The following is a 26195-nucleotide window of genomic DNA, read 5'->3' as shown; positions in this document are numbered from 1 at the left end:
TCAAGCCCCCAGGTTCTCGGCTGAGTTGACAGTAGCCCGGTGGGAGGTGCCCCGGGACTATTCGCCAGGGTTCGCCAGGGTGCGCCAGATGGTGTGCCAGTGGCCGCCGGGTGTCAGGTAGGAACGCGCCACCCCGACCCGGTCGCCGGGGGACATTCCCCAGGGTGTATCCGGGCCGCCGGGTCGGGTGGCGCACTGACGTCGCAGGCACACGAAGGGATCTGTCTCTCCCATGTACGCAGCATCGTCCTCCGTGTCCGCTCCGCCCCGGCCGCTGCGTGCCCGCCCGGCTGGTGGCGGTCCCTACCTCGACCCCGCGCGTCCGGCGCCCGCCCCCGGGCTCGGCGCCGGCCGGCCGCGCCGCCCCGCGGGGCTCGGCACCCAACCGCTCAGCGGGAGACTCGACTTGTCCGGTCCCCAGGGCGCCCAGCTGCGCGCGGCGATCGCGTCGGTGCACCGCATCTGTCCGGAGTTCGCGCCGGTGCAGGTGCTGCGCCGCAGCGGACGGTCCGTGCTCCTGGTCGGCACGACCGGTCGCAGCACGGCGGTCGCCAAGTGCTTACTCGACCAGTCCCCCGCGTGGGCGGAGCGGATCCGGCACGAAATAGCGGCCTACCGCTCGTTCGTCCGGCATCGGCCCCCGGTGCGGGTGCCGAGACTGATCGCGGCGGATCCGGACAACGGCACCCTGGTGATCGAGCGGATGCCGGGCCGGGTGGCGGCACTCCAGCGACACCCGGTGGAGGCGCCGCCGCGGGCCGATATCAGAGCGGCGCTCGGCGCGATCTGCCGGCTCAACGCGTGGCGGCCGCCCGCGGGAACGTTCGACGCGCCGCTGGACTACGCGACCCGCATCTCCCGGTACCACGACCTGGGCCTGCTCACCGACCGGGACATGGGTGACCTGCAGAAGCTCCTGCACGGCATCGCGGCCTCCGCGGGCCGGCAGGGCATGGGCCAGTTCTGCCACGGCGACGCACTGCTCTCGAACATCCTGCTCTCACCGGCCGGTCCAGTGCTGGTGGACTGGGAGCACGCGGGCTGGTACCTGCCAGGCTACGACCTGGCGACGCTGTGGTCGGTGCTCGGGGACGCGCCGGTGGCCCGGCGGCAGATCAGCCAGATCGCCCAGTCGGCGGGCCCGGCCTCCCGGGACGCCTTCCTGGTCAATCTGATGCTCGTCCTGACCCGTGAGATCCGCACCTACGAGATGGCTGTGCAGCGCTCGATGCACGACCCGGCCCCGACGGCACCGGGAACGGCCCACCAAGGTGCCGCGCCGTCCGGCGAGGAACAGCGGCTGCTGCTACGGCGGCTGCACGACGACTGCCAGCTGGCCCGCCGGGCCGTGCGTGCGGCGGTCGGCACTCGCTGACGGGGACGACGGCCCGCGGCGCGCCCTGGAGACAGAGGCGTTCCGCGGGCTTTCGTACGCCCGGTCATTGGGGTAGGCCACTGACGCCCCGCAGGCCCGGCCACCGCCCCCGCGAAACTCCCGGGAACGCGCGGTTGACATGGGTATTCGCCCAGCCCTTGGCATGATTGACGGATCGTCGGACAGCGGGTACCACTGACCACGCCCGGCCCGCACGGCTCACCGCGCACGACCGTCCCAGGAGGCTGCATTGCGAGGATCCGTCACCGCCGTCGCCGCCGCGGCCCTGTTGGTGCCCCTGCTCGGCGCCGCCCCGTCCGGAGTCCGCGCCGACTCCGGCGACCGGCTCCAGTCGGCGTTCACCGCGGCCGCCGCCGAGTACCACGTGCCGTCGAGCGTCCTGCTCGGCGTCTCCTACCTCCAGTCCCGCTGGGACGCGCACAGCGGCGCGCCCAGCGTGTCCGGTGGCTACGGCCCGATGCACCTGACCGACGCACGCGCGGCGCTGGCCGGCGCGCCGGCGCACCACAGCGAGGGCACCGAGGACCCGCGCGGCGACAGCGCCCGCCCCGCGCCACCGCCCGTGGCGAAGGCTCTGAAGACCTCCGAGATCCCGGCCCGCCTCAGGACGCTGCCGAGGGCGGCGGAGCTGACCGGGCTGAGCCCCGAGCTGCTGCGCGGCGACCCGGCCGCCAATGTGGCGGGCGGCGCCGCGCTGCTCGCGGCCGCGCAGCGGGAGCTGGGCGAGCCGCTGAGCTCCGATCCGGCCGACTGGTACGGGGCGGTGGCCCGGTTCTCCGGTGCCGACGACATGGCGACGGCCACGACGTACGCGAACGACGTCTTCGAGGTGCTGCGCACCGGTCAGGAGCGGCGCACCGACGACGGGCAGCGGGTGTCGCTGGCCGCGCGACCCGGCCTCGCCCCCGACCCCTCCCAGCTGCGGCACGCGGGGCTGCGCAGGGCCCGGGCCGCGGACACGGAGTGCCCGGCCACGGTGTCCTGCGAGTGGATCCCGGCACCGTACGAGCAGTTCGGGGACGGTGACTACGGCAACCACGACCTGGGGAACCGCCCGGCGGACCAGAAGATCGAGTACATCGTCGTCCATGACACCGAGGGCGCCTGGGAGGGCGTCCTGGACATGGTGCAGGACCCGACCTACGTGTCCTGGCAGTACACCCTGCGGTCCACCGACGGGCACATCGCCCAGCATGTGAAGGCCGAGGACGTGGCCTGGCACGCGGGGAACTGGTACGTCAACGCCAAGTCCATCGGCCTGGAGCACGAGGGCTTCCTGACCCGCCCGGACTCCTGGTACACGGAGGCGATGTACCGCTCCTCGGCCCGGCTGGTGGCCTATCTCGCCAAGCGGTACGGCATCCCGCTGGACCGGCAGCACATCCTCGGGCACGACACCGTGCCGGGGCCGACGACGTCGACGATCGGCGGGATGCACACCGACCCCGGCCCGTACTGGGACTGGCGCCACTACTTCGAGCTGCTCGGCCGGCCCCTGGCGCCGACCGCCGGCGCCAAGGGCGGGCTGGTGACGATCCGCCCCGACTACGCCACGAACCGGCCCGAGTTCACGGGCTGCGCGACGGCGGGCGAGCGCTGCGCCGATCACGGTTCCAGCGCGGTGCGACTGTACTCCGGACCCGGCGAGTCGTACCCGCTCATCAAGGACATCGGTCTGGGGACCACTCCGACCAAGGGCGTCAACGACCTGTCCTCGCGGGTGTCGACCGGGCAGCAGTTCGCGGTGGCCGGCCAGGACGGCGACTGGACGGCGATCTGGTACCTGGGGCAGAAGGCGTGGTTCAGGAACCCGGCGAAGGCCCCGGCGGCCGTGCACGCGGTCGGTGACGTGGTCACTCCGAAGGACGGTGCGCAGAGCGTGCCGGTGTACGGCCGCGCCTACCCCGAGGCGTCCGCGTACCCGGCGGACGTGCCCGCGCAGGCGGTGTCGCCGCTGCCGTACACCCTGCCGGCCGGCCAGCGGTACGTGGTGGGCGGCGAGGTGCCGGGCGAGTACTACTACGCGGTGACCTTCGACGAGGGCTCGCACCGGGTGGTGCGGGGCAAGGACCTGTACTACGAGATCCAGTACGGGCACCGGGTGGCGTTCGTCCGGGCGGCCGACGTGAAGGTGGTGCGGTCGGGCAGCTGACGGGCCGCCCCCGCCGGGCTCAGCTCTGCTGGAAGAGCTCGGCGGGCAGCGGCTTCAGCAGCGCGTACAGGTCGTCGGTGATGGGGCGGTCCCAGGCGGCGATGGTCACCAGGACGTTGTCGCTGCGGTCGAACTGCACGCAGGAGATCCGGCTCTCGGAGAGCTTGAGCCGGCGCACGATCAGCAGGTTGTCGCCCTGCATCACGGGCACGTCCTCGCTGCCGACGACGGTGACCTCCTCCTCGTTCTCCAGGGCCAGCAGGAGCTGCCCCACCTCGAACGGGATCTCGCCCTCATCGGTCTCACGGGCCGGGGAGCCCTCCGGCAGATTGCCGATGATCATGGCGGGGCCGCGGCCGCCGAAGAGGTCGTACCGCAGGAAGACACCCTGGCAGCTGCCGTCGGGGGCGGGCAGCAGCCCGGCGCCGAGGTTCCCGGGCCAGTCGCCCGGGTCCATGGCCAGTACGTCGAAGTCGGGCCCGGCGGGCGTGGCGCTGCGGCGGCGGAGGAACGACATGCCGCCATGGTACGTGGCCGGGCCTGTTCCACGTCGTGCGGGCAGGGCGTGCGGGACACCGCTCCCCTGGTCGGCGACCCGTCCGGGGACGGGGTGGCTCACTCCTCCGCGGGGGCGGGCGGCACCACCGCCACCGGGCTGGCGGCGTGCAGCATGACGGCCTGGGTGACCGAGCCCATCATGCGGGCCGGGGCCAGCAGCCGGCGGCGGTGCCGGCCGACGACGACGAGGGTCGCGTCCCGGCTGGCGGCGACGAGCAGACCGGCCGCGTCGCCGGGGGCCACGGCCGCCTCGGCGCGCACCTCCGGGTGGCGGGCCCGGTGCGGGGCGAGGAAGCCCTCGGCGAGGCTGCGGGTCTCCGCCTCGACGGCGTCCTGGTCCTCGTCCGGGGGCAAGATCTGGGCGGTGGCCGTCGTCCACAGGTGCAGCGGCCAGGTGTAGGCGGCGACGGCCTGGAGCCGGGCGCCGCGCCGGGCGGCCTCGGCGAAGGCGAAGGACAGCGTGGCCTCGTCGGGGCTGTCGACCTGGAGGCCGACGACGACGCGCGGCCCCGGCTCGACGGGCACACCGCCCTCGTGGACCCGGCGTCCCGGCTTGGGCACCACGACGACCGGGCACTCGGCGTCGCGGGCGGCGGCCAGGCCGGTGGAGCCGAGCAGGAGGCTGGCGAAACCGCCGCGGCCCCGGGAGCCGAGCACCAGCAGCTGGGCGACCGAGCCGAGCGCGGACAGCGTCCCGACGGCGCCCTCCAGGGCGTGGAACGCGATCGGCGGCCTCTCCTCCCGGTCCTCCAGGTAGCGGCGCACCAGGTCCAGGACCGCGTCGTCCTCCGGTTCGGGTCGGCCGACGGGCAGGGCGTCGGGCCTGGCCCAGGCGGGGTACTGCTGGACGTGGACCACGCTCAGCGGCGCCTCGCGCGTGAGCGCTGCCTCCAACGCCCAGTCCAGGGCGACCAGGCTGTCGTCCGAACCGTCGACCGCCGCGATGACCGGCAGGGTGCTCATGGGTTCCTCACCTCCGGAGTACGACCTTCACGCCCCGGGGCCAGCCTGGCGCAGGCATCGGCCGGGGCGCGTCGTCCAGGTCGCGTGTCCGGAAAAACGGGGTGCGACACCCCCGGAACGGCTCCGAAGGGCCGCCGGACCGCCCCCGCTCAGGTCAGGTCGAACTCGCCTTCCCTGGCGCCCGACACGAACGCGCCCCATTCGGCCGGGGTGAAGATCAGGGAGGGGCTCTCCGGCCGGTCGCCGTTGCGCATCGCGATGAAGCCCTCGACGAAGGCGATCTGGACATCGCCGAGGCCACGGCTGCTCGAGTGCCAGTCGGCCTTGGTGAGGTCCAGCTCCGGCTTGTCCCAGCCCGCGAGCGGCGACTGCTGCTGGATGGTGCTCTCGGCCACGTCCGTGCTCCTCCCGGTTCGTCGTCCGCGGCCAGCCTAGCGACCGGCTCCTGACGCCAACAGGGCACGTGAGGGGGACCTTTGTGCCAACGGTTGCCGTCGGCGCGCGGGGGTGCCGCTCACGCGTCGGGCGGGGCGGAACCCACGAGCCACATCGCGAAGAACTGCGAGCCTCCGCCGTAGGCGTGCCCGACCACCCGGCGGGCCCCGTCCACCTGGTGTTCCCCGGCCTGCCCGCGGACCTGGAGGGCCGCCTCGGCGAAGCGGATCATGCCGGACGCGCCGATCGGATTGGTGGACAGGACACCGCCCGACATGTTGACGGGCAGGTCGCCGTCGAGTTCGGTGACCCCGGCCTCGGTGAGCTTCCAGCCCTCGCCCTCGGCGGCGAAGCCGAGGTTCTCCAGCCACATCGGCTCGTACCAGGAGAACGGCACGTACATCTCGACGGCGTCGATGTCGCGGCGGGGGTCGGTGACACCGGCCTGCCGGTACACGTCGGCCGCGCAGTCGCGGCCGGCCCGGGGCGAGACGAAGTCCTTCCCGGCGAACAGGGTGGGCTCGCTGCGCATCGCGCCGCCGTGCAGCCAGGCGGCCGGCCGGGGCGAGCGGGCCGCGCCGGCCCGGTCGGTGAGGACCATCGCGCAGGCGCCGTCGGAGGAGGGGCAGGTCTCCGAGTAGCGGATCGGGTCCCACAGCATCGGCGACGCCTGGACCTTCTCCAGGGTGATGTCGTGCTCGTGGAGGTGGGCGTAGGGGTTCCTCAGCGCGTTGCGCCGGTCCTTGTAGGCGACGAGCGAGCCGATCACGTCGGGTGCGCCGCTGCGCCGCATGTAGGCCCGCACGTGGGGCGCGAAGAAGCCGCCGGCGCCGGCCAGCAGCGGCTGCTGGAAGGGGATCGGCAGGGACAGTCCCCACATCGCGTTGGACTCGGACTGCTTCTCGAAGGCGAGGGTGAGCACGGTGCGGTGGACGCGGGCGGCCACCTGGGTGGCGGCGACGAGGGCCGTGGACCCGCCGACGGACCCGGCGGTGTGCACCCGGAGCAGGGGCTTGCCGACCGCGCCGAGCGCGTCGGCGAGGTACAGCTCGGGCATCATCACGCCCTCGAAGAAGTCGGGGGCCTTGCCGATGACCACGGCGTCGAGGTCGGCCCAGGTCAACTCGGCGTCGTCGAGGGCGCGTCGGGCGGCCTCCCGGACGAGGCCGGCGATCGAGACGTCCCGGCGGGCCGCCACGTGCTTGGTCTGGCCGACACCGACCACGGCCACGGGTTCCTTGCTCATCGCGGATCCCCTTCGAGTACGGCGACCAGGTTCTGCTGCAGGCACGGGCCGGACGTGGCGTGCGCGAGCGCGCGGTCGGACGCGCCGCGGTGGACGCGGGCGGCGGCCTCGCCGATGCGGATGAGCCCGGCGGCCATGACGGGGTTGGCGGCGAGGGCGCCCCCGGAGGGGTTGACGCGGACGCCGTCGCCGAGCCGCAGCGCCTTGCGCAGGACGATCTCCTGCGAGGTGAACGGCGCGTGCAGTTCGGCCGTGTCGACGGGCCGTTCGAAGGCTCCCGCGCGTTCGGCGGCGAGCCGGGTGGAGGGCGAGTCGGTCAGGTCCCGTACGCCCAGGCCGTGTGCCTCGACGCGGTGGTCGATGCCGCGGATCCAGGCGGGGCGTGCGGTCAGGGCGCGGGCCCGCTCCCCCGCCGCGAGGATCACGGCGGCGGCGCCGTCGCCGACGGGCGGGCAGTCGCCCCTGCGCAAGGGCCGTACGACGTGCTCGCCGTGCGGGACGGGGCCGCGCAGTTGGGCGTGCGGGTTGCCCGCGGCGTTCTCCCGGTCGCGGGCGGCGACGGCGGCGAGAGCGGGTTCGTCCGCCTCACCCGCGTCGATCAGCGCCTGCGCCTGGAGGGCGGCCAGGGCGACGGAGTCCGGCCAGAGTGGGGCGACGTAGTAGGGGTCGAGCTGGCGGGTGAGGACGTCGCGCAGGGAGCCCGCGGAGGACGTGCCGTAGGCGTAGACGAGGGCGGTGTCGGCGTCGCCCGCGAGCAGCTTGGTCCAGGCTTCGTACAGGGCCCAGGCGCCGTCCATCTCGACGTGCGATTCGGAGATCGGGGGCCAGGCGCCGACGCCGTCGAGGGCGAGGGTGAAGGAGAAGGCGCGGCCGGCCAGGTAGTCGCTGGAGCCGGAGCAGACGAAGTCGAGGTCGGCGGTGCGCAGTCCGGTCCGCGCGAGCACGTCGTGCAGGACGGGCATCAGCATCTCGACCTCGGAGAGCCCCTCGCTGGTGCGCCGGTGGTCGGTCTGGGCGAAGGCGACGACGGCGATCTCGCGGTTCACAGCAGCTCCCGGTAGGTGTCGTAGTCCGCGTCGGGCTCGCCCGTGGGCCGGTAGTGGTCGGGGTGGCGCGCGCCGTCGGTCCACACGGGTTCGACGCGCAGCCCCATGCGCACCTGGTCGTAGGGGATGCCGCCGATCCGGCCGTGCAGCGCGAGATCGGCGCCGTCCAGGGCGATGTGGGCGTAGACGTACGGCACCTCGATGTCGAGGTTCCGCGCCTTGATGTTGACGACGCAGAACGTGGTGACGGTGCCGCGGGGGCCGACCTCGACCTGTTCGGACGTGGCGACGCCGCAGGTGGGGCAGGCACCCCTGGGCGGGACGTACACCTTGCGGCAGGAAGGGCAGCGTTCGCCGACGGTGCGCCGCTCGGCGAGGGCGTCGAGGTGGGCGGTCTGGGCGCGGCCGGGCGTGTACGTGTAGTCGAGTCGGGCGGGGGCGACGATGCCGGTCACCGGGTCCGCGAAGTCGCCGTGGTGGCCGCCCGGTCCGCCGGCCTCGCCGTCGTACGGTTCGAAGCAGGCGATGTCGGTGATGGCGCCGGAGCGTTCCCCGGCCCAGCGGACGCGGACCCGCATGCCGGTGCGCACGGCGTCGGGGCCGGGGGCGTCGAGGGCGTGCAGGAGCGCGGTGTCGGCGCCGTCGAGGCGGACGAGCACCCAGGCGAAGGGGGTGCGCAGGGGCTGGCCGCGGCGCGGGGCGTGGTTCCAGGCCCAGGTGGTGACCGTGCCGGTGGGGGCGACCTCGACGAGGTCGCGGATCTCCTCGGCCGTGACGGGGTCGTACTCGACGGGAGGTACGAGGGTGCGGCCGTCCGTCGTGCGCACGCCGAGGACGACGCGTTCGCGCAGGCCGGTGAGGAAGGCGCTCTGCACGGGTCCGAGGGAACGGGTGAAGGGGAACTCGACGACCAGGGGGGCTTTCAGGACGTCCGGCACGGTGGCTCCCTCACTAGGCGCGTTTGTAGACGGGTGGCCGCTTCTCCGCGAAGGCGCGGGCGCCCTCCTTGGCGTCGGCGGTGTCGAACACCGGCCATCCGCGCGTGAGTTCGGCGGCGAGTCCGTCGGTCTCGGTCATCTCGGCCGTCTCGTACACGGACGCCTTCACGGCCTCCACGGCGAGCGGTGCGCAGGCGTTGACGCGGTCGGCGATCTCCAGGGCCTTGTCGAGTGCGGTGCCGTCGGGCACGACGTGCCCGATCAGGCCGATGGCCGCGGCCTCGCGGGCACTGTAGGGCCGTCCGGTGAGCAGCATCTCCAGGGCGTGGGTGCGGGGGATCTGGCGGGGCAGGCGCACGGTGGAGCCGCCGATCGGGAACAGGCCGCGCCGGACCTCGAAGAGCCCGAAGACGGCCGACTCGCCGGCGACCCGGATGTCGGTGCCCTGGAGGATCTCGGTGCCGCCCGCGACGCAGTGCCCCTCGACGGCGGCGATCACCGGTTTGCGTGGCCGGTGGTGGCGCAGCATGGCCTTCCAGTGCAGGTCGGGGTCGGCCTTGAGCCGGTCGCGGTACTCCTCCCCCGCCATGCCGTCACCGGCGAGGGCCTTGAGATCCATGCCGGCGCAGAAGGCGCCGCCCGCGCCGGTCAGCACGACCGAGCGGATCGAGTCGTCGGCGTCGGCCTCGGCCCAGCCGTCGTGGAGGCCGACCAGCATGGGCAGCGAGAGCGCGTTCCTCGCGGCGGGCCGGTCGAGCGTGAGCACCAGGGTGGCGCCTTCGCGCCGCACGGTGAGGTGTTCGGTCCCGCTCATGAGCCCTCTCCCCTCTGCCGGAACGAGAACAGGTTGCAGGAGGCGACGGAGCACTTCAAGGGTTTTCTGACAGTCAGTCAGATTCTTTTGCGCGGAGGCTTCCCACCTGTGCCGCCCTTTGCTCTGATGACCGGCGAACCGTCACGGAGCCAGGCCCCGCCGAGGTCAGGAGGAGCGGTGGAGTACAACCTTGCCGACCTGTTCGAGTCGGTCGTCGACGCCGTCCCGGACCGTGAGGCGCTCGTGTACCTCGACCACCCCGGCTCGGGCGCCGAACGACGGCTGACCTACGCCCAGTTGGACGCGGCCGCCAACCGGATCGGGCACCACCTGATCGACAGCGGCATCCGCCCCGGTGAGCACCTCGGGCTGCACCTGTACAACGGCGTCGAGTACCTGCAGACGGTGCTGGGCTGCCTGAAGGCCCGGATCGTCCCGGTCAACGTCAACTACCGCTACGTCGAGGAGGAACTGGTCTACCTGTACCGGGACGCCGACCTGGTGGCCCTGGTCTTCGACGCCGAGTTCACCGGCCGGGTGGCGGCAGCGCTGCCCGGCGTCCAGGGGCTGCGGCATCTGGTGCGGGTGGGCCGGGCGGATCCGGGCGCCGCGCCGGCGCCGGTCGTGCCGGCGGTGCCGTTCGCCGACGCGGAGGCCGCCGGGTCGCCGAAGCGCGGGTTCCCGGCACGCTCGGGCGACGACCAGTTCGTCATCTACACGGGCGGCACCACGGGGATGCCGAAAGGCGTGATGTGGCGGCAGGAGGACCTGTTCTTCGCCGGTCTCGGCGGCGGCGCGCCGACGGGTGAGCCGGTGCGCAGGCCGCAGGAGCTCGCCGAGCGGGTCACCGCGGGCGGTGACGGCATCACGTTCTTCCCGACGGCCCCGCTGATGCACGGGACCTCCACCCTGACGGCGTTCATCGGCTTCGGCCTCGGCCAGCGCGTGGTGATCCACCGCGGGTTCGTACCGGAGGAGGTGCTGCGCACGATCGAGCGGGAGCGGGTGACGAGCGTGTCGCTGGTCGGCGACGCGATGCTGCGGCCCCTGGTGGACGCGCTCGACGGGCCGCTGAAGGGCACGGACTGCTCGTCCCTGTTCAGCGTGTCGTCCTCCGGCGCGATCCTGTCCGACACCGTGCGCCGCCAGTTCCAGGAACGGGTCCCCGACGCGCTGCTGCTGAACAACTTCGGGTCCTCCGAGTCCGGTTTCAACGGCACGGCGACGGCGGACTCCGGACCCGGGCGCGGTTTCCGCGTCCGGGTCAACTCCCGTACCCGGGTGGTCGACCCCGTGACCCGTGAACCGGTCGGCGCGGGCGAGGTGGGCCGGGTCGCGCAGTGCGGCCATGTGCCGCTCGGCTACTACAACGACCCGGTGAAGACCGCGGAGACGTTCTTCGAGAAGGACGGCGAACGCTGGGTGCTGCTCGGCGACATGGCCACGGTCGACGAGGAGGGCGTCGTCACCGTGCTGGGCCGCGGCTCGCAGTGCATCAACACCGGGGGCGAGAAGGTGTACCCGGAGGAGGTCGAGCAGGCGCTCAAGTCCCACCCCGACGTCTACGACGCCCTGGTGGCCGGGGTACCGGACGCGAGGTGGGGCAACCACGTCGCGGCGGTGGTGCAGTTGCGCGAGGGAGCGCCGCGGCCGTCCCTGGAGGACGTCCAGACGTACTGCCGCACCCATCTCGCCGGTTACAAGATCCCCCGGCAGCTGGTGATCACGGACGCGATACGACGCTCGCCGAGCGGCAAGGCGGACTACCGCTGGGCACGGGACGTGGCGAAGGCCGCCGACCGGAGGGGACGGGCGTAGTCTTTGCCCGCGGTTGACCTGTGTGCCTGAACGGAGGGTGGGGGCGGGCCGTACGCGAGGTAGGCGGTCCCGACCTGCGGGCCCGGTCCGCCGTACCAGCAGGGAAACCGCACGGAAGGACCTACGGGTGTCGCACCTCACGCCCCCTCGCCAGCTGCCGGACGCGGACGCGGACGCCGACGGGAGCCCGGACCCCGACGTGCCGGCGACGGACGAACCCGAGAAGGACTCCGCGCCCGGCGCGCGGGAGCCGGGCGCCCACGTCGCGGACGAGCCCGACGCGCAGGCCCCCTCTCCCGCTCGCGGCGGCTGGTTCGGCTGGCGCCGGCGTTTTCCGCGCACCGCGCGGGGCGTGTGGATCGGTACGACCGTGCTGGCCGCCGTGCTGGTGTTCGCCGTGCTGCTCGTGCCCAACCGGCTCGACCAGATCACCGTCCAGTCGTTCCTCCGCCTCCCCGTCGAAGGCCTCTTCCTCGCGGCGGTCCTGCTCGCCCTGCCGTCGCGGGCGCGGCGGATCACGGCCGCCGTCCTGGGCGTGTTCCTCGGGATGTCGGCCATCCTGAAGTGCCTCGACATGGGCTTCCGGCAGACCCTCGCCCGGCCGTTCGACCTGGTCTTCGACTGGGTGCTGCTCGGCGACGCCGCGGACTTCCTGAAGGACTCGCTCGGCCGCACGGGCGAGATGCTCGCGGTGATCGGGGTCATCGCCCTGGCCGTGGCCGTGCTGGTGCTGAGCGCGCTCGCGATGGTGCGGCTGGGGAACGTGCTGGCCCGCCACCGCCGGATGGCCGCGCGTACCACGCTGGTCCTCGGCGTCGTGTGGGTCATCTGCTTCACCGTGGGGGTGCAGTCCGGCGGTGTCACGGTGGCCACCAAGGGCTACGCGCAGTACCTGTCGAACCGTGTGCAGTACGTCCGCGACGGCCTCGGTGACGCCGAGGTGTTCAAGAAGCAGCTCACCGTCGACGCCTATGCCAAGACCCCGTCCGACCACCTGCTGGCCGGGCTGCGGGGCAAGGACGTCATGCTCACCTTCGTCGAGAGCTACGGCCGGGTGGCCATCGACGATCCGAAGATGGGACCGGAGGTCAAGGCGACGCTCGAGGCGGGCGACGCCCGGCTGAAGGCCGCGGGCTTCTCCGCGCGCAGCGGCTGGCTCAGGTCTCCGGTGACGGGCGCCGGCAGCTGGCTCGCCCACTCCACGTTCCTGTCGGGCCTGTGGGTGAAGAACCAGCAGCGCTACCGGACCCTGACCACCAGCGACCGCGCCACCCTCACCAGCTACTTCCAGAAGACCGGCGCCTGGCGGACCGTCGGCATCGTCCCCGGCGTCCGCAAGGCCTGGCCGGAGGGCAAGTACTTCGGCCTCGACCACATCTACGACTCCGAGCACCTGGGGTACCACGGCCCCTACTTCAGCTGGTCGCCGGTGCCGGACCAGTTCAGTCTGGAGGCGTTCCAGCGGCTGGAGCACGGCAGGAAGAACCGCGACCCGATCATGGCGGAGATCATCCTGGCCTCCAGCCACAACCCGTGGTCGCCGATCCCCCGCGTGATCGACTGGGACGACCTCGGTGACGGCTCGGTGTTCGACGGGATCGAGAAGGAGGGCACCGACCCGACGCAGGTCTGGAAGAAGCCGGAGCGCGTGCGCACCGAGTACCGCCGTGCCATCGAGTACTCGATCCAGAGCCTCACCGAGTGGGTCGAGCGCTACGGCACCGACGACACGGTGCTGGTCTTCCTCGGCGACCACCAGCCCGTCCCGACGGTCACGGGAGGGAGCACGAGCAGGGACGTGCCGATCACGATCGTCGCCCGGGACCCGAAGGTCCTGGACCGGATCGAGGGATGGAACTGGACGCCGGGTCTCAAGCCCGCCGACGACGCCCCGACCTGGGGCATGGACCGGTTCAGGGACCGTTTCCTGACGGCGTACGGGCCTAAGGCCCGGTGACGGGCCGGCGGCCGTGCGCGGTCTGCCCGGGCACGGGCCGGGCCGGCGCGGCCGGCCCCGCCGGGTTGTCGGCGGCGTCCAGGAAGGCCCTGATCCGCCGGACGAACCACACCGGGTCGTCCAGCCACGGATAGTGCCCGGCGCCGGGCTGCACGGCCGGTTCGGCGTGCGGGAGGGCGGTGGCGGTGCGGCGGGCCAGGTCGGGGCAGGGGCCGCCGTCGGCTCCGCCGGCGAGGACGAGGACCGGGGCCGTCAGGCGGGCCAGGGCGGCACGGGTGGCCGCCGGGTCGTAGGCGCCCTCGGAGAAGTAGATCGCGGCGGCCTCGTCGTTCGACTCGTCCTCGGCGCGGGCGTCGTGCTCCCGGGCGGCGTCGTCCCAGCGGCCGTAGAAGAAGGGGGCGATGGCGGGGTCGAAGTCGCCCTCCCCGGACAGCCACCTCTCGAACAGGGGGTAGGCCTCGGCGAACCAGGGCTCGCCCTCCCGCTGCCGCGCCGCCGCCCGGCGCTCCTCGGCCGTGGCCGGCATGCCCAGGACCCACGGGGTCGTGGTGACCAGCGCCAGCCGTGCCACCTGCTCGGGATGCCGGGCGGCGTACAGCAGGGCGAGGCTGCCGCCCGCGGAGTGGCCGAGCACATCCACGCGGGACAGTCCCAGGTGCTCCCGCACCCGCTCGACGTCGTCCACGAGGCGGTCGCAGCGGTACGTGGCGGGGTCGGCGGGTGTCCCGGAGGCTCCGGTGCCGCGCAGGTCGAGCAGCACGAGGCGCCGGTGAGCGGAGAGTCCGCCCAGGTCGCCGAGGTAGGCGGAGGCCCGCATCGGCCCGCCCGGCAGGACGAGCAGCGGTGCGCCGTCCCCTCGCAGGTGGTAGGCGATCTCGGTGCCGTCGGCGGAGCGCAGGGTGGGCATGGGCCCGATCATGGTGGTGGCACGCGCCCGCCCGCAAGGTCGTTCCGGGCGAACGCGTGCCACGGGCCGTTCCCGGCAGCCGGAATTTCCGCGCGACCCCCTTGCCTGATCACGCACCGCCTGAATTACTGATCCGGAAGACCCAGACCGAATGATCGGTCGTCCGGATCAGCGCGGTTGGCGGGAGATCTCCCTATGACGGATGTGACGGACCCGCGGGACTCGGGGGAACGCCTCGACCTGGAGGGGCTGCGGGCGCTCCAGTTGGAGCGGCTGCGGGCCTCGCTGCGGCACGCGTACGACCATGTGCCCTTCTACCGGGCGTCCTTCGACAAAGCCGGGATACGGCCCGAGGACTGCCGTTCGCTCGCCGACCTGGCCCGGTTCCCGTTCACCACCAAGGCCGACCTGCGCGAGAACTACCCGTACGGGATGTTCGCGGTGCCCCACGACCGCATCCGCCGCCTCCACGCCTCCAGCGGCACCACGGGCCGTCCCACGGTCGTCGGCTACACCGACGGCGATCTCTCCCTGTGGGCGGACATGGTGGCCCGGTCGATCCGGGCGGCGGGCGGGCGGCCCGGCGACAGGGTGCATGTGGCGTACGGCTACGGGCTGTTCACCGGCGGGCTCGGCGCGCACTACGGGGCCGAGCGGCTCGGCTGCACGGTCATTCCCGCGTCCGGCGGCATGACCGCCCGCCAGGTGCAGCTGATCCAGGACCTGGGGCCCGAGATCATCATGGTGACGCCGTCGTACATGCTGACCCTGCTCGACGAGTTCGAGCGGCAGGGCGTCGACCCGCGCGGGACGTCGCTGCGCGTGGGCATCTTCGGGGCCGAGCCGTGGACCGAGCGGATGCGGCACGAGATCGAGGAGCGCTTCGCGATCGACGCGGTCGACATATACGGGCTGTCCGAGGTCATCGGCCCGGGCGTGGCCCAGGAGTGCGTGGAGACCAAGGACGGGCTCCATGTGTGGGAGGACCACTTCTTCCCGGAGATCGTCGACCCGGTCACCGGTGAGCCGCTGCCCGACGGGGAGCAGGGCGAGCTGGTCTTCACCTCGCTCACCAAGGAGGCCATGCCGATCGTCCGGTACCGCACCCGGGACCTGACCCGACTGCTGCCCGGCACGGCCCGGGTCTTCCGGCGGATGGAGAAGATCACCGGGCGCAGCGACGACATGGTGATCCTGCGGGGCGTCAACCTCTTCCCCACCCAGGTCGAGGAGATCGTGCTGCGTACGCCGGGCGTGGCGCCCCACTTCCAGCTGCGGCTGAGCCGGGAGGGCCGGCTGGACGCGCTGACCGTACGGGCCGAGGCCCGCCCCGGCGCCTCTCCGGAGATCCGGGACGCCGCCGCGCGGTCGATCGCGGCGGCCGTGAAGGACGGCATCGGGGTGTCGGTCACCGTGGAGATCGTCGAGCCGGAGTCGCTGGAGCGCTCGGTGGGCAAGATCCGGCGGATCATGGACCTGCGTCCGCGGTAGGAGTCGACGCGGTGGAGGTCCCACCGCCGGCGAAGCCGGGAGTGGGGGAACCGGCGACCGACGACGACGCGAGGCGCGGTGCCGGACGCCGGAAGCCCGGCATGATCGACGGGAGGCCCCTCAGGGGGTGGCCCCCGCGAACCGGTCGCGCAGCGCGCGCTTGAGGATCTTGCCGCTGGCGTTGCGCGGGAGCTCGTCCACGAACACGACCCGCTTCGGGGCCTTGAAGGGGGCGAGCTTCTCGCGCGCGTGCTCGATCAGCTCCGCCTCGGTGGCCTCGCCGCGCGGCACGACGACCGCGGTGACCGCCTCGATCCACCGGTCGTCCGGCAGCCCGATGACGGCGACCTCGGCGACGCCCTCGTGGGTGTAGAGGGCGTCCTCGACCTGCCGTGAGGCGACCAGGACGCCACCGGAGTTGATGACGTCCTTCACCCGGTCGACGATCGTGAGGTAGCCGTGCGCGTCGCGCACCGCGAGGTCACCGGAGCGGAACCAGCCGTCCCGGAAGGCCGCGGCGGTCTCCTCGGGCTTGTCCCAGTAGCCCTCGCACAGCTGCGGGGAGCGGTACACGATCTCGCCGGGCGTGCCGTCGGGGACGTCCTTGCCGTCCTCGTCGACCACGCGCGCGTCCACGAACAGCACGGGCCTGCCACAGGAGTCCATCCGGCCCTTGTGCTCGTCCGGCGCGAGGACGGTGGCGAGGGGGCCGATCTCGCTCTGCCCGAAGCAGTTGTAGAAACCGAGCTTCGGGAGCCGTTCGCGCAGCCGCTCCAGGACGGGCACCGGCATGATCGAGGCGCCGTAGTACGCCTTGCGCAGCCCGCTCAGGTCGCGGTCGGCGAAGTCGGGGCGGCCCGCCAGCGCGATCCACACCGTGGGCGGGGCGAACAGGCTGTCCACCCGGCCGGCCTCGATCAGGTCCAGCAGCCGGTCGCCGTCGGGGGCGTCGAGGATGATGTTGGTGGCGCCGACCGCGAGGTAGGGCACCAGGAAGACGTGCATCTGCGCCGAGTGGTACAGCGGCAGGGAGTGCACGGGCCGGTCGCCCGCGCTGAGGTCGAGCGCGGTGATGGCGCTCAGGTACTCGTGGACGAGCGCGCGGTGCGTCATCATCGCGCCCTTGGGGAGGGCCGTCGTCCCGGAGGTGTAGAGGAGCTGGACCAGGTCCTCGGTGCGCGGCTCGGGGCCGTCGTAGGGCTCCGCGTCGGCGAGCCGGGCGAGGAGGGAGTCGTCGGTGTCGCGCAGCACCAGGGTCCGGGTGCCCTCGGGCAGCCGGGCGGCGAGACCGGGGTCGGCGAGGACCAGCGCGCTGCCGGACTGGTGCACGAGATAGGCGAGGTCGTCGCCGGTCAGATTCTGGTTGACCGGGACATGGACGAGGCCCGCGCGGGCGCAGGCGAGGAATCCGATCAGATAGGCGTCCGAGTTGTGGCCGTAGGCACCGACCCGGTCACCGGGGACCAGCCCCTGGCCGAGCAGGACGGTCGCCGCGCGCGAGACGGCGTCGTCGAGATCGGCGTACGTCCACGAGCGGTCGCCGTACTCCACCGCGGTGCGTGCCGGGGTGCGGCGGGCGCTGCGCCGCAGCACCCCGTCAACCGTGCTGCCCTGTCCCTGCGTCATGACTCATGATCCTCGGTGCGCCGCCGGGACAGGTCAAGCATCCGGGGGGTCGATTGCACCGACCAGTAGGTACGCTCAACCGCTCCTTCCCTCAACGACGTCGGGAGGCACAGATGCGCACCACCCGTCTGAGACGACTGGCCGCCGCGGCCACCGTCCTGTTCACCGCCACCGCGGCCCTGCCGGCCGCCGCGGCCGAACGGCCGGGTCGTCACGACCACCCCTCGCACGGCGGCCTGTCGGCCGTGATCCGCTACACCGAGTACGGCATCCCCCATATCGTGGCCAAGGACTACAAGTCCCTTGGTTTCGGCACTGGTTGGGCGCAGGCCGCCGACCAGGTGTGTACCCTCGCCGACGGGTTCCTGACCGTGCGCGGCGAGCGCTCCCGGTTCCTCGGGCCGGACGCGGCGACCGACTTCTCGCTGTCGTCGGCGGGCACGAACCTCTCCAGCGACCTGTACTTCCGCGGGGTGCGCCAGACGCGGACGGTCGAGAAGCTGCTCGCACGTCCCGCGCCGCTCGGTCCGAGCCGCCAGGTCTCCGATCTGCTGCGCGGTTTCGCCTCCGGGTACAACGCCTGGCTGAGGCAGAACCACGTCACCGACCCGGCCTGCGAGGGGGCCGCTTGGGTGCGGCCCGTGACCACGCTGGACGTGGCGGCCCGCTTCTACGCCTTCGCGGTGCTCGGCGGCCAGGGTGGCTCCGTCGACGACATCACCTCGGCGCAACCGCCGACCGGTGCCGCCGCCGGTGCCGAGGGCGCCGCACCGGACGCCGACGCCGTGATCCGTGCCGTGCGGCAGCGGACCGCGGACGCCGCCATGGGGTCGAACGCGGTGGCCTTCCGGGGCGACACCACGGCCAACGGCCGCGGTCTGCTGCTGGGCAACCCGCACTACCCGTGGCAGGGCGGACGCCGGTTCTGGCAGGCGCAGCAGACCATCCCCGGTGAACTCGACGTCGCGGGCGGGTCGTTGCTGGGTTCGCCGACGATCTCCATCGGCTACAACGCGCAGGTGGCGTGGAGCCACACCGTGTCGACCGGGGTGCCGTTCAACCTGCACCAGCTCACGCTGGATCCGGCCGACCCCACCGTCTACCTCGTGGACGGCCGGCGTGAGCGGATGACGAAGCGGACCGTGACGGTCTCGGTCAAGGGCGCCGCCCCGGTGACCCGCACCCAGTGGTGGACCCGGTACGGACCCGTCGTCGCCGACCCCACCGGGAATCCACCGCTGCCCTGGACGGCCACCACGGCGTTCGCGCTGCACGACCCGAACGCCGCGAACATGCGGTTCGCCGACACCTCGTTGGGCTTCGGCAAGGCCCGCAGCACGGCCGACGTGCTGAAGTCCCTGGCCCGGCACCAGGGTCTGCCGTGGGTGAACACCATCGCCGCCGACTCCTCGGGCCACTCGCTGTACAGCCAGTCGCAGGTGCTGCCCCGGATCACCGACGAGCTGGCGGCGCGCTGCTCCACCCCGCTGGGCAAGGCCACGTATCCGGCGGCGGGCCTCGCGGTCCTCGACGGCTCCCGCGGTGACTGCGCGCTCGGCCGGGACGCCGACGCCGTCCAGCCGGGGACGTTCGGGCCGGCGCGCATGCCGACACTGAAGGACGCGCCGTACGTGGAGAACTCCAACGACAGCGCCTGGCTCGCCAACGCGGACCGGCCGCTGACCGGGTACGAGCGGATCTTCGGCACGGTGGGCACCCAGCGTTCGCTGCGCACGCGTGGTGCCGTCGAGGACGTGGCGGCGATGGCGCGCAAGGGCGCGCTGACCGTACGGGACCTGGAGCGGCAGCAGTTCGCGAACCGGGTGCCCGCCGCCGATCTGGCGGCGGCCGACACGGCGAAGGCGTGCGCCGCGCTGCCGGGCGGCACGGCGACGGGCAGCGCCGGCGAGGCGGTCGACGTGTCGGCGGCCTGCCGGGTGCTCGCCGCGTGGGACCGCACCATGGACACCGGCAGCCGCGGCGCCCTGTTGTTCGACCGGTTCTGGCGGAAGTTCAACGCCTCGGTGCCGGCGGCCGAACGGTGGAAGGTGCCGTTCTCGGCGGCGGACCCGGTGCGCACCCCGAACACCCTGAACACCGGCGCGCCCGGGTTCGCGAGGGCGCTCGCGGACGCGGTGGCCGAGCTGAGGGGGGCGGGCATCGCCCTGGACTCCCGGCTGGGCGCACACCAGTTCGTCGTACGGAACGGGCAGCGCATCGCCGTTCCGGGCGGCACCGAGCAGCTCGGGGTGTGGAACAAGGTCGAACCGGTGTGGGCGCCGGCGCAGGGCGGCTACACGGAGGTGACGACCGGCTCCAGCCACGTCCAGGCGGTCGGCTGGGACGGCAGCCGCTGCCCGGTGGCGCGGACGCTGCTGACGTACGCGCAGTCCTCGAACCCGAAGTCGGCGCACTTCAGCGACCAGACCCGGCTGTTCTCGGGTGAGAAGTGGGTGACGGCGCGGTTCTGCGAGAAGGACGTCCTGGCGTCGCCCGCGCTGCGGGTCGTGCGGGTGCGCGAGCGCTGAGCGGCCACGGCCCCGCCGCGTGTCCCGGCCGGGCGCGGGGCGGGGCCGTGCCGTGTCACATGGGCCGGGCGCGGCCCTGCCAGTACGGGTCGCGCAGCCGCCGTTTGTACAGCTTGCCGTTGGGGTCCCTCGGCATCTCGGCGACGAAGTCGACGCTGCGGGGCCGCTTGTAGCCGGCGAGGCGTTCGGCGCAGTGGGCGAGGACGGCGTCCGCGAGGGCCGGACCGGGTTCGTGGCCGGGGGCCGGTTCGACGACGGCCTTGACCTCCTCGCCCCAGTCGTCGTGCGGGACGCCGAAGGCGGCGGCGTCGGCGACCGCGGGATGGGAGAGCAGCACGGACTCGATCTCGGCGGGGTAGACGTTGACCCCGCCCGAGATGATCATGTCGATCTTCCGGTCGCGGAGGAAGAGATAGCCCTCCTCGTCCAGGTGGCCGAGGTCTCCGACGGTGAAGAAGTCGCCGACGCGGTTCTCACGGGTCTTGGCCTCGTCCTTGTGGTAGGTGAAGCCTCCGGTGTCCATCCGCAGGTAGACGGTGCCGAGTTCGCCGGGCGGGAGCCGGTGGCCGTCGTCGTCGAGGACGGCCACCTCGCTGATCGGCCAGGCCCGGCCGACCGTGCCGGGCTTCTTCAGCCAGTCCTCGGCGGTCGCGAAGGTCCCGCCGCCCTCGCTGGCCGCGTAGTACTCCTCGACGCACGGCCCCCACCAGTCGAGCATCGCCCGTTTGACGTGCTCGGGGCAGGGCGCGGCGCCGTGGAGGGCGTGCCGCATGGAGGAGACGTCGTAGCGCGCCCGTACGTCCTCGGGCAGGGCGAGCAGCCGGTGGAACTGGGTCGGGACCATATGGGTGTGGGTGCAGCGGTGGGTGTCGATGGCGCGGAGCATGTCCTGCGGGGTCCACTTGTCCATCAGCACCAGCCGGTGCCCGATGTGCAGGGACGCGCCCGCGAACTGCAGTACCGCGGTGTGGTAGAGCGGCGAGCACACGAGGTGGACGTTGTCGTCGAACGGCCGGATGCCGAAGATGCCGAGGAAGCCGCCCAGGTAGGCCTCCTCGGGAGCCCTGCCGGACAGGGGGCGGCGGATGCCGCGGGGCCGGCCGGTGGTGCCCGAGGTGTAGTTCATGACCCAGCCGAGGGTGCGGTCGGCGGGCGGGGACTGCGATTGCCCGTCGAGGAGTTCGGGATACGGCCGGAAGCCCTCGGCGCTGCCCACGGCGTAGCGGTGGGTCGGTGGGAGACCGGCCTCGTCGGCGGCCTGGCGTGCGGCGGCCGCGTAACGCTCGTGCGCGATGAGCACCTTGGCGCCGGAGTCGGCGACGATCCAGGCGATCTCGGGGCCGACGAGATGGTGGTTGACGGGGACGAGGTAGAAGCCGGCCTGTCCGGCCGCCAGGTAGGCGGTGAGAAACTCGGCGCCGTTGGGGAGGACGACGGCGAAGGCGTCGCCGCGTTCCAGGCCGGCGGCCCGCAAGCCGTGCACGAGGCGGTTGGCGTCGGCGTGCAGCCGTCCGGCGGTCCACCGCTCGCCGTCGGGGGCGACGAGGACGGTGCGGCCGGGTGCGGCGGTGGCCTGGGCCCAGAAGCCGACAGGCGCCTTCTTCTCCGCGGGTGCCGCGGAGGTCCCGGTCATCGTCCGCTCCGGCCGGCGATGCGGTTCAGGCGGTCGACGGCTCGTTCGAAGCCCCGGGTGAGGTCGTCGAACACCTCCCGGACGCTGCGTTCGGAGGTCATCCGGCCGACGATCTGCCCGACCGGGGTGCCCAGGAGGGGTTCCACCTCGTAGCGCTGGATACGGGAGACGGCGTCGGCGACGAGGAACCCTTGGAGGGGCATGGGCAGGGTTCCGGGGCTGTCCGGGTCGTCCCAGGCGTCGGTCCAGTCGGTGCGCAGCTGGCGGGCGGGTTTGCCGGTGAGGGCGCGGGAGCGGACCGTGTCGGAGGAGGTGGCCGCGAGGAGTTTGCGGAGGAGGGCGGGCGAGTGGAGGTCCGCCTCGGTGGTGGTGAGCCACAGGGAGCCCAGCCACACACCTTGCGCGCCCAGCGTGAGCGCGGCGGCCACCTGCTGTCCACTGCCGATGCCGCCGGCCGCGAGGACCGGCAGCGGGTGGACCTCCTCCACCACCTCCGGGGTGAGCACCATGGACGCGATCTCACCGGTGTGGCCGCCCGCCTCATAGCCCTGGGCGACGACGACGTCGATGCCGGCGTCCTTGTGCTTGCGGGCGTGGCGGGCGCTTCCCGCGAGGGCGGCCACGAGCACGCCCTGGTCGTGGGCGCGGGCGACGACGTCCGCGGGCGGGGAACCGAGGGCGTTGGCGAGCAGCTTGATGGGGTGGTCGAAGGCGACGTCGAGCTGGCCGCGGGCGACCTGTTCCATCCAGCCGGTGATACGCCAGCCGGCGGCCTCCCCCGCGGGCAGTTCGGGCACGCCGTACTTGGCGAGGGTGTCCTCGACGAACCGGCGGTGCCCGTCCGGGATCATGGCCTCGACGTCGGCCTCGCCGACACCTTCGACCTTGGTGGCGGGCATGACGACGTCGAGGCCGTAGGGCAGCCCGCCGACGTGGGCGTCGATCCAGTCGAGGTCGCGGGCGAGGTCGTCCGGGGCGGTGTAGCGGACCGCGCCGAGCACTCCGAAGCCGCCGGCCCGGCTGATGGCCGCGGCGACGGCGGGGAACGGCGTGAAGCCGAAGACGGCGTGCTCGACTCCCAAGGTGGTGCTCAACTCCGTCTGCATGGGCGCAGGATGCCGCAGTCGCGCGGACGACGGAAGGCCTTTTCTGATGCACCGTCAGATTATTTGATGCCGCCGGATGGGCACACACCGTTGACATGACCCCGCCCTGACAGGAAAGTTTCACCCAGTACGGCGATCACGAAAGATACTTTCAGCCGGACGGTGGGAGGACCTCGGTGACGGACGACAACGCGAGGATGACGCGGCGTCAACTCGGCAGGGTCGTCATGGCCCTGGGCGGCGCTCTCGCGCTCGCCCCTCTCCCGGCCCTGCCCGCGGCCGCCGCGACAGGCCACGCCGGCACCCTGCGGCACGGCTCCCCGGAGCGCGCCGGCCTCCTGTCCTCCGCGCTGCGCCGGCTCGTCACGGACGCCGAGGCGTTCCTCGGCCCCTCCCCGAAGCACCCCTGGTACGCGGGCGCGGTATTGCTGGCGGGTCGCGGCGCCACGGTCGCCCTGCACGAGCCGATCGGCATGGCGGTGCGCTACCAGGCGTACGACGAGAAGACCGACACCGGCGTGGAGTTCCCCGCCGACCAGCAGATACCGATGGCCGAGGACACCGTCTTCGACCTGGCCTCGGTCTCCAAGCTGTTCACCTCGATCCTCGCCGTCCAGCAGATCGAACGCGGCGCGCTCGGCCTGGAGGCAACGGTCGCCTCCTACCTCCCGGACTTCGGGCGGGCCGGCAAGCAGGACATCACCATCCGTCAGCTCCTCACCCACACCTCGGGGTTCCGGGCCTGGATCCCGCTCTACAGCGCGCCCACCCACGAGGGAAAGCTCCAGCTCATCTGGGACGAGACGCCGCTCAACCCGCCGGGCGGCACCTACCTCTACTCGGACCTCAACCTGATCTCCCTCCAGCTGGTCCTGGAGAAGATCACCGGCCGCACCCTCGACACCCTGCTCCACGACGAGATCACCGGCCCGCTCGGGATGCGCCACACCCGCTACAACCCGCCCGCCTCCTGGAAGCCGCGGATCGCGGCGACCGAGGACGCCCGCACGCCGTGGTCCGGTCTGGACCGCGGGCTCGTATGGGGCGAGGTGCACGACGAGAACGCCTTCAGCCTCGGCGGCGTCGCGGGCCACGCCGGGGTGTTCTCCACCGCCTGGGACCTCGCGGTCCTCGGCCGGACCCTGCTCGACGGCGGCTCCTACGGCCGGGCGCGCATCCTGGCGCCGGACTCCGTGGAGCTGATGTTCACGGACTTCAACACCGCGTTCCCCGGGGACGAGCACGGCCTCGGCTTCGAGCTCTACCAGCACTGGTACATGGGCGCCATGGCCACCCCGCGCACAGCCGGCCACACCGGCTTCACGGGCACCTCGCTGGTCCTCGACCCGACCACCGACTCCTTCCTCGTCGTCCTCGGCAACTCCGTGCACCCGGTGCGCGGTTGGCGGTCCGGCTCGGCGCCCCGGGTGGCCGCCGGGAACAACCTGGCGCGCGCGGTGCCGGTGCGCGCGGCCCACGGCCGGACCGCGTGGTTCTCGGGGATGGCCGCCGCCACGACCGCCACCCTCGCGCTCCCCGCCCTCGACACCTCGCGCGGCGGCGCGCGGCTGACGTGCGCGGTGTGGTGGGACACCGAGCCGGCGGCGGACGTCCTCGCGCTGGAGGCGTCCACGGACGAGGGCGCCACCTGGCAGCCGCTGCCCTTCACGACCACACGCAAGGGCGACGGGCCCCAGGAGCATCCCGCGGGCACGGCCACCGGCTGGTCGGGCCGGGCCTGGCACCGGCTGGCCGCGCCACTGCCCGCCGACCCCGCCCTGCGGGTGCGCTGGCGCTACACCACCGACCGGCTCTACGTGGGCCGGGGCGCGTACGTGGACGGGCTGCGGGTCGAGGGATCCCACCGAGTCCTGTTCGACGCGTCACGGCCCGCGGACGCCGCACGGCTGACGGCCACCGGCTGGACGGCCTCGGCCGACTGACCCTCCCTCACGACGCGTCGCCGGCCTCCAGCACCGCCATCGCCGCGTTGTGCCCCGGCACCCCGCTCACCCCTCCCCCGCGCACGGCCCCCGCCCCGCACAGCAGGACGTTCGGGTGGCGGGTCTCCACGCCCCAGCGGCCGGTCGCCTCGTCGGCGTACGGCCAGGACAGGTCCCGGTGGAAGATGTTCCCGCCGGGCAGACGCAGGTCGCGTTCCAGGTCGAGGGGCGTCTTCGCCTCGAGGCAGGGGCGTCCGTCCGCGTCGGTCGCCAGGCAGTCGGCGAGCGGCTCGGCGAGGTGGGCGTCCAGCTGGGCCAGCGTCGACTTCAGCAGATCCTCGCGGACCACGTCGTTGTCCCGCTCGAACAGCCGCGCGGGGGTGTGCAGGCCGAACAGGGTGAGCGTCTGGTAGCCCTGCTCGACGAGATCCGGCCCGAGGATCGTCGGGTCCGTGAGCGAGTGGCAGTAGATCTCGGACGGCGGCGCGGTGGGGAGCTCCCCGGCGGCGGCCTGGGCGTGGGCGGCGGCGAGCTGGCCGTATCCCTCGGCGATGTGGAAGGTGCCGGAGAACGCCTCACGGGGGTCGACGGAGGTGTCGCGCAGCCGGGGCAGCCGCTTCAGCAGCATGTTGACCTTCAGCTGGGCGCCCTCGGCGGGCGCCGGGGCCGGGTCCCCGGTGAGGGCGGCCAGCTCCTGCGGGGAGGCGTTCACCAGGACGTGGCGGGCGGCGGCGACGCCCTCGTCGCCCTCCGCGGTGCGGTACGCGACCTCGGCCGTACGCCCGTCGGTGTCGATGCGCACGGCCTCGTGGCCGGTGACCAGGACGGCGCCGGCCGCGCGGGCCGCGGCGGCGAGGGCGTCGGTGAGCGCGCCCATGCCGCCGACGGGGACGTCCCAGTCACCGGTGCCGCCGCCGATCACGTGGTAGAGGAAGCAGCGGTTCTGCTTCAGCGAGGGGTCGTGGGCGTCGGCGAACGTGCCGATGAGGGCGTCCGTGAGGACGACGCCCCGCACCAGGTCGTCCGTGAACCGCTCCTCGATCGCCACCCCGACCGGCTCCTCGAAGAGCATCCGCCAGGCGTCGTCGTCCGCCACCCGCCGGCGCAGCTCGTCCCGGGTCGGCAGGGGTTCGGTGAGGGTGGGGAACACGCGCCGGGCGACCTCGCCGGTCATGCCGTAGAAGCGCTGCCATGCCTCGTACTCGTGGTCGCCTCCGGTCAGCCGGGCGAACGCCTCCCGGGTGCGCTCCGCTCCGCCGCCGACCAGCAGCCCCGTCGGACGTCCGGCCCGCTCCACCGGCGTGTACGAGGAGACGTCCCGCTTGCGGACCCGGAAGCTCAGCCCCAGATCCCGGACGATCTTGTCGGGCAGCAGGCTGACCAGGTACGAGTAGCGCGACAGCCGGGCGTCGACCCCGGCGAAGGGGCGCGTGGACACGGCGGCCCCGCCCGTGGTCCCCAACCGCTCCAGCACCAGCACGGACCGTCCGGCCCGGGCCAGATAGGCGGCGGCGACCAGGCCGTTGTGGCCCCCGCCGACGATCACGGCGTCGTACGTGCGGTGTCCTGGGCGTGCGTCGAGTGCGGGCATGGTCCTTGGTAACACGGGGTGATCCATTACGGCCAGAGCCCGGGTGG

Annotated in this window: 19 protein-coding genes; 7 read left to right on the top strand and 12 right to left on the bottom strand. The window is 73.1% G+C overall.

The features are described from left to right. Positions 1-232: 232 nt before the first annotated feature. Positions 233-1375, top strand: a complete 1143-nt coding sequence (locus tag ACFRAC_RS05510; protein WP_382921065.1) for an aminoglycoside phosphotransferase family protein — start codon at positions 233-235, stop codon at positions 1373-1375. A 250-nt stretch (positions 1376-1625) separates the two neighbouring features. Continuing rightward, positions 1626-3548: an N-acetylmuramoyl-L-alanine amidase gene (locus ACFRAC_RS05505; protein ID WP_382921062.1), complete on the top strand. Its 1923-nt coding sequence runs from the start codon at positions 1626-1628 to the stop codon at positions 3546-3548. A gap of 19 nt (positions 3549-3567) precedes the next feature. On the opposite strand, the gene ACFRAC_RS05500 is transcribed toward ACFRAC_RS05505, so the two are convergent. The 7 genes from ACFRAC_RS05500 to ACFRAC_RS05470 all read right to left on the bottom strand — a co-directional run bounded on the left by ACFRAC_RS05500 (position 3568) and on the right by ACFRAC_RS05470 (position 9548). After that, positions 3568-4065: a hypothetical protein gene (locus ACFRAC_RS05500; RefSeq protein WP_382921059.1), complete on the bottom strand. Its 498-nt coding sequence runs from the start codon at positions 4063-4065 to the stop codon at positions 3568-3570. Between the two features lie 98 nt (positions 4066-4163). Next, positions 4164-5069: a universal stress protein gene (locus ACFRAC_RS05495; RefSeq protein WP_382921057.1), complete on the bottom strand. Its 906-nt coding sequence runs from the start codon at positions 5067-5069 to the stop codon at positions 4164-4166. Positions 5070-5218: 149 nt separating this feature from the next. Continuing rightward, positions 5219-5464: a DUF397 domain-containing protein gene (locus tag ACFRAC_RS05490; RefSeq protein WP_382921054.1), complete on the bottom strand. Its 246-nt coding sequence runs from the start codon at positions 5462-5464 to the stop codon at positions 5219-5221. Positions 5465-5583: 119 nt separating this feature from the next. Beyond that, positions 5584-6750, bottom strand: coding sequence for a thiolase domain-containing protein (locus ACFRAC_RS05485; RefSeq protein WP_382921052.1), 1167 nt, complete (start codon positions 6748-6750; stop codon positions 5584-5586). Continuing rightward, the gene (locus ACFRAC_RS05480) at positions 6747-7796 is read right to left on the bottom strand and encodes a thiolase domain-containing protein (protein ID WP_382921049.1); all 1050 of its coding nucleotides are present in this window, start codon (positions 7794-7796) and stop codon (positions 6747-6749) included. The genes ACFRAC_RS05485 and ACFRAC_RS05480 overlap by 4 nt, the downstream gene beginning before the upstream one ends. Continuing rightward, the gene (locus ACFRAC_RS05475) at positions 7793-8734 is read right to left on the bottom strand and encodes a Zn-ribbon domain-containing OB-fold protein (protein ID WP_382921046.1); all 942 of its coding nucleotides are present in this window, start codon (positions 8732-8734) and stop codon (positions 7793-7795) included. Before ACFRAC_RS05475 ends, ACFRAC_RS05480 begins: the two co-directional genes overlap by 4 nt. 13 nt (positions 8735-8747) lie before the next feature. Then, positions 8748-9548 carry a crotonase/enoyl-CoA hydratase family protein gene (locus ACFRAC_RS05470; protein ID WP_382921043.1) on the bottom strand — a complete coding sequence of 267 codons (801 nt, stop codon included), beginning with the start codon at positions 9546-9548 and terminating at the stop codon, positions 8748-8750. A gap of 177 nt (positions 9549-9725) precedes the next feature. Here ACFRAC_RS05470 and ACFRAC_RS05465 point away from each other — a divergent pair, with 177 nt between their 5' ends. Next, a complete protein-coding gene (locus ACFRAC_RS05465) occupies positions 9726-11366 on the top strand; it encodes an acyl-CoA synthetase (RefSeq protein WP_382921040.1) in 1641 nt (546 codons plus the stop codon). Between the two features lie 127 nt (positions 11367-11493). Further along, positions 11494-13323, top strand: a complete 1830-nt coding sequence (locus tag ACFRAC_RS05460; RefSeq protein ID WP_382921037.1) for a sulfatase — start codon at positions 11494-11496, stop codon at positions 13321-13323. Here the strand turns inward: ACFRAC_RS05460 and ACFRAC_RS05455 are convergent. After that, positions 13310-14230 carry an alpha/beta fold hydrolase gene (locus tag ACFRAC_RS05455; protein WP_382921035.1) on the bottom strand — a complete coding sequence of 307 codons (921 nt, stop codon included), beginning with the start codon at positions 14228-14230 and terminating at the stop codon, positions 13310-13312. The two genes, ACFRAC_RS05460 and ACFRAC_RS05455, sit on opposite strands and share 14 nt — an antisense overlap. Before the next feature lie 195 nt (positions 14231-14425). Between ACFRAC_RS05455 and paaK the strand changes: the two genes are divergently transcribed. Continuing rightward, complete coding sequence (paaK, locus tag ACFRAC_RS05450; protein WP_382921032.1) at positions 14426-15721, top strand: phenylacetate--CoA ligase PaaK; 1296 nt, start codon at positions 14426-14428, stop codon at positions 15719-15721. A 120-nt stretch (positions 15722-15841) separates the two neighbouring features. Here paaK and ACFRAC_RS05445 read toward each other — a convergent pair whose 3' ends face one another. Further along, positions 15842-17347 carry an acyl-CoA synthetase gene (locus ACFRAC_RS05445; protein WP_382921029.1) on the bottom strand — a complete coding sequence of 502 codons (1506 nt, stop codon included), beginning with the start codon at positions 17345-17347 and terminating at the stop codon, positions 15842-15844. Between the two features lie 113 nt (positions 17348-17460). On the opposite strand from ACFRAC_RS05445, the gene ACFRAC_RS05440 reads away from it, so the two are divergent. After that, on the top strand, positions 17461-19875 hold the full coding sequence (locus tag ACFRAC_RS05440; RefSeq protein WP_382921026.1) for a penicillin acylase family protein: 2415 nt from the start codon (positions 17461-17463) through the stop codon (positions 19873-19875). Positions 19876-19930: 55 nt separating this feature from the next. On the opposite strand, the gene ACFRAC_RS05435 is transcribed toward ACFRAC_RS05440, so the two are convergent. After that, entirely contained in the window at positions 19931-21508 is a 1578-nt protein-coding gene (locus tag ACFRAC_RS05435; RefSeq protein ID WP_382921023.1) for an acyl-CoA synthetase, read from the bottom strand. Further along, a complete protein-coding gene (locus ACFRAC_RS05430; protein ID WP_382921020.1) occupies positions 21505-22614 on the bottom strand; it encodes an NAD(P)H-dependent flavin oxidoreductase in 1110 nt (369 codons plus the stop codon). Before ACFRAC_RS05430 ends, ACFRAC_RS05435 begins: the two co-directional genes overlap by 4 nt. A 197-nt stretch (positions 22615-22811) precedes the next feature. Here ACFRAC_RS05430 and ACFRAC_RS05425 point away from each other — a divergent pair, with 197 nt between their 5' ends. Next, entirely contained in the window at positions 22812-24557 is a 1746-nt protein-coding gene (locus tag ACFRAC_RS05425) for a serine hydrolase (protein ID WP_382921150.1), read from the top strand. A gap of 7 nt (positions 24558-24564) precedes the next feature. Here ACFRAC_RS05425 and ACFRAC_RS05420 read toward each other — a convergent pair whose 3' ends face one another. After that, positions 24565-26148, bottom strand: coding sequence for a phytoene desaturase family protein (locus ACFRAC_RS05420; RefSeq protein ID WP_382921017.1), 1584 nt, complete (start codon positions 26146-26148; stop codon positions 24565-24567). Positions 26149-26195 lie beyond the last annotated feature (47 nt).

The sequence above is a fragment of the Streptomyces sp. NPDC056628 genome, from assembly GCF_042792555.1.
Lineage (GTDB): Bacteria > Actinomycetota > Actinomycetes > Streptomycetales > Streptomycetaceae > Streptomyces.
The sequence above is the reverse complement of the archived record's forward strand: the minus strand, read 5'-3'. Positions and strand labels throughout refer to the sequence as shown.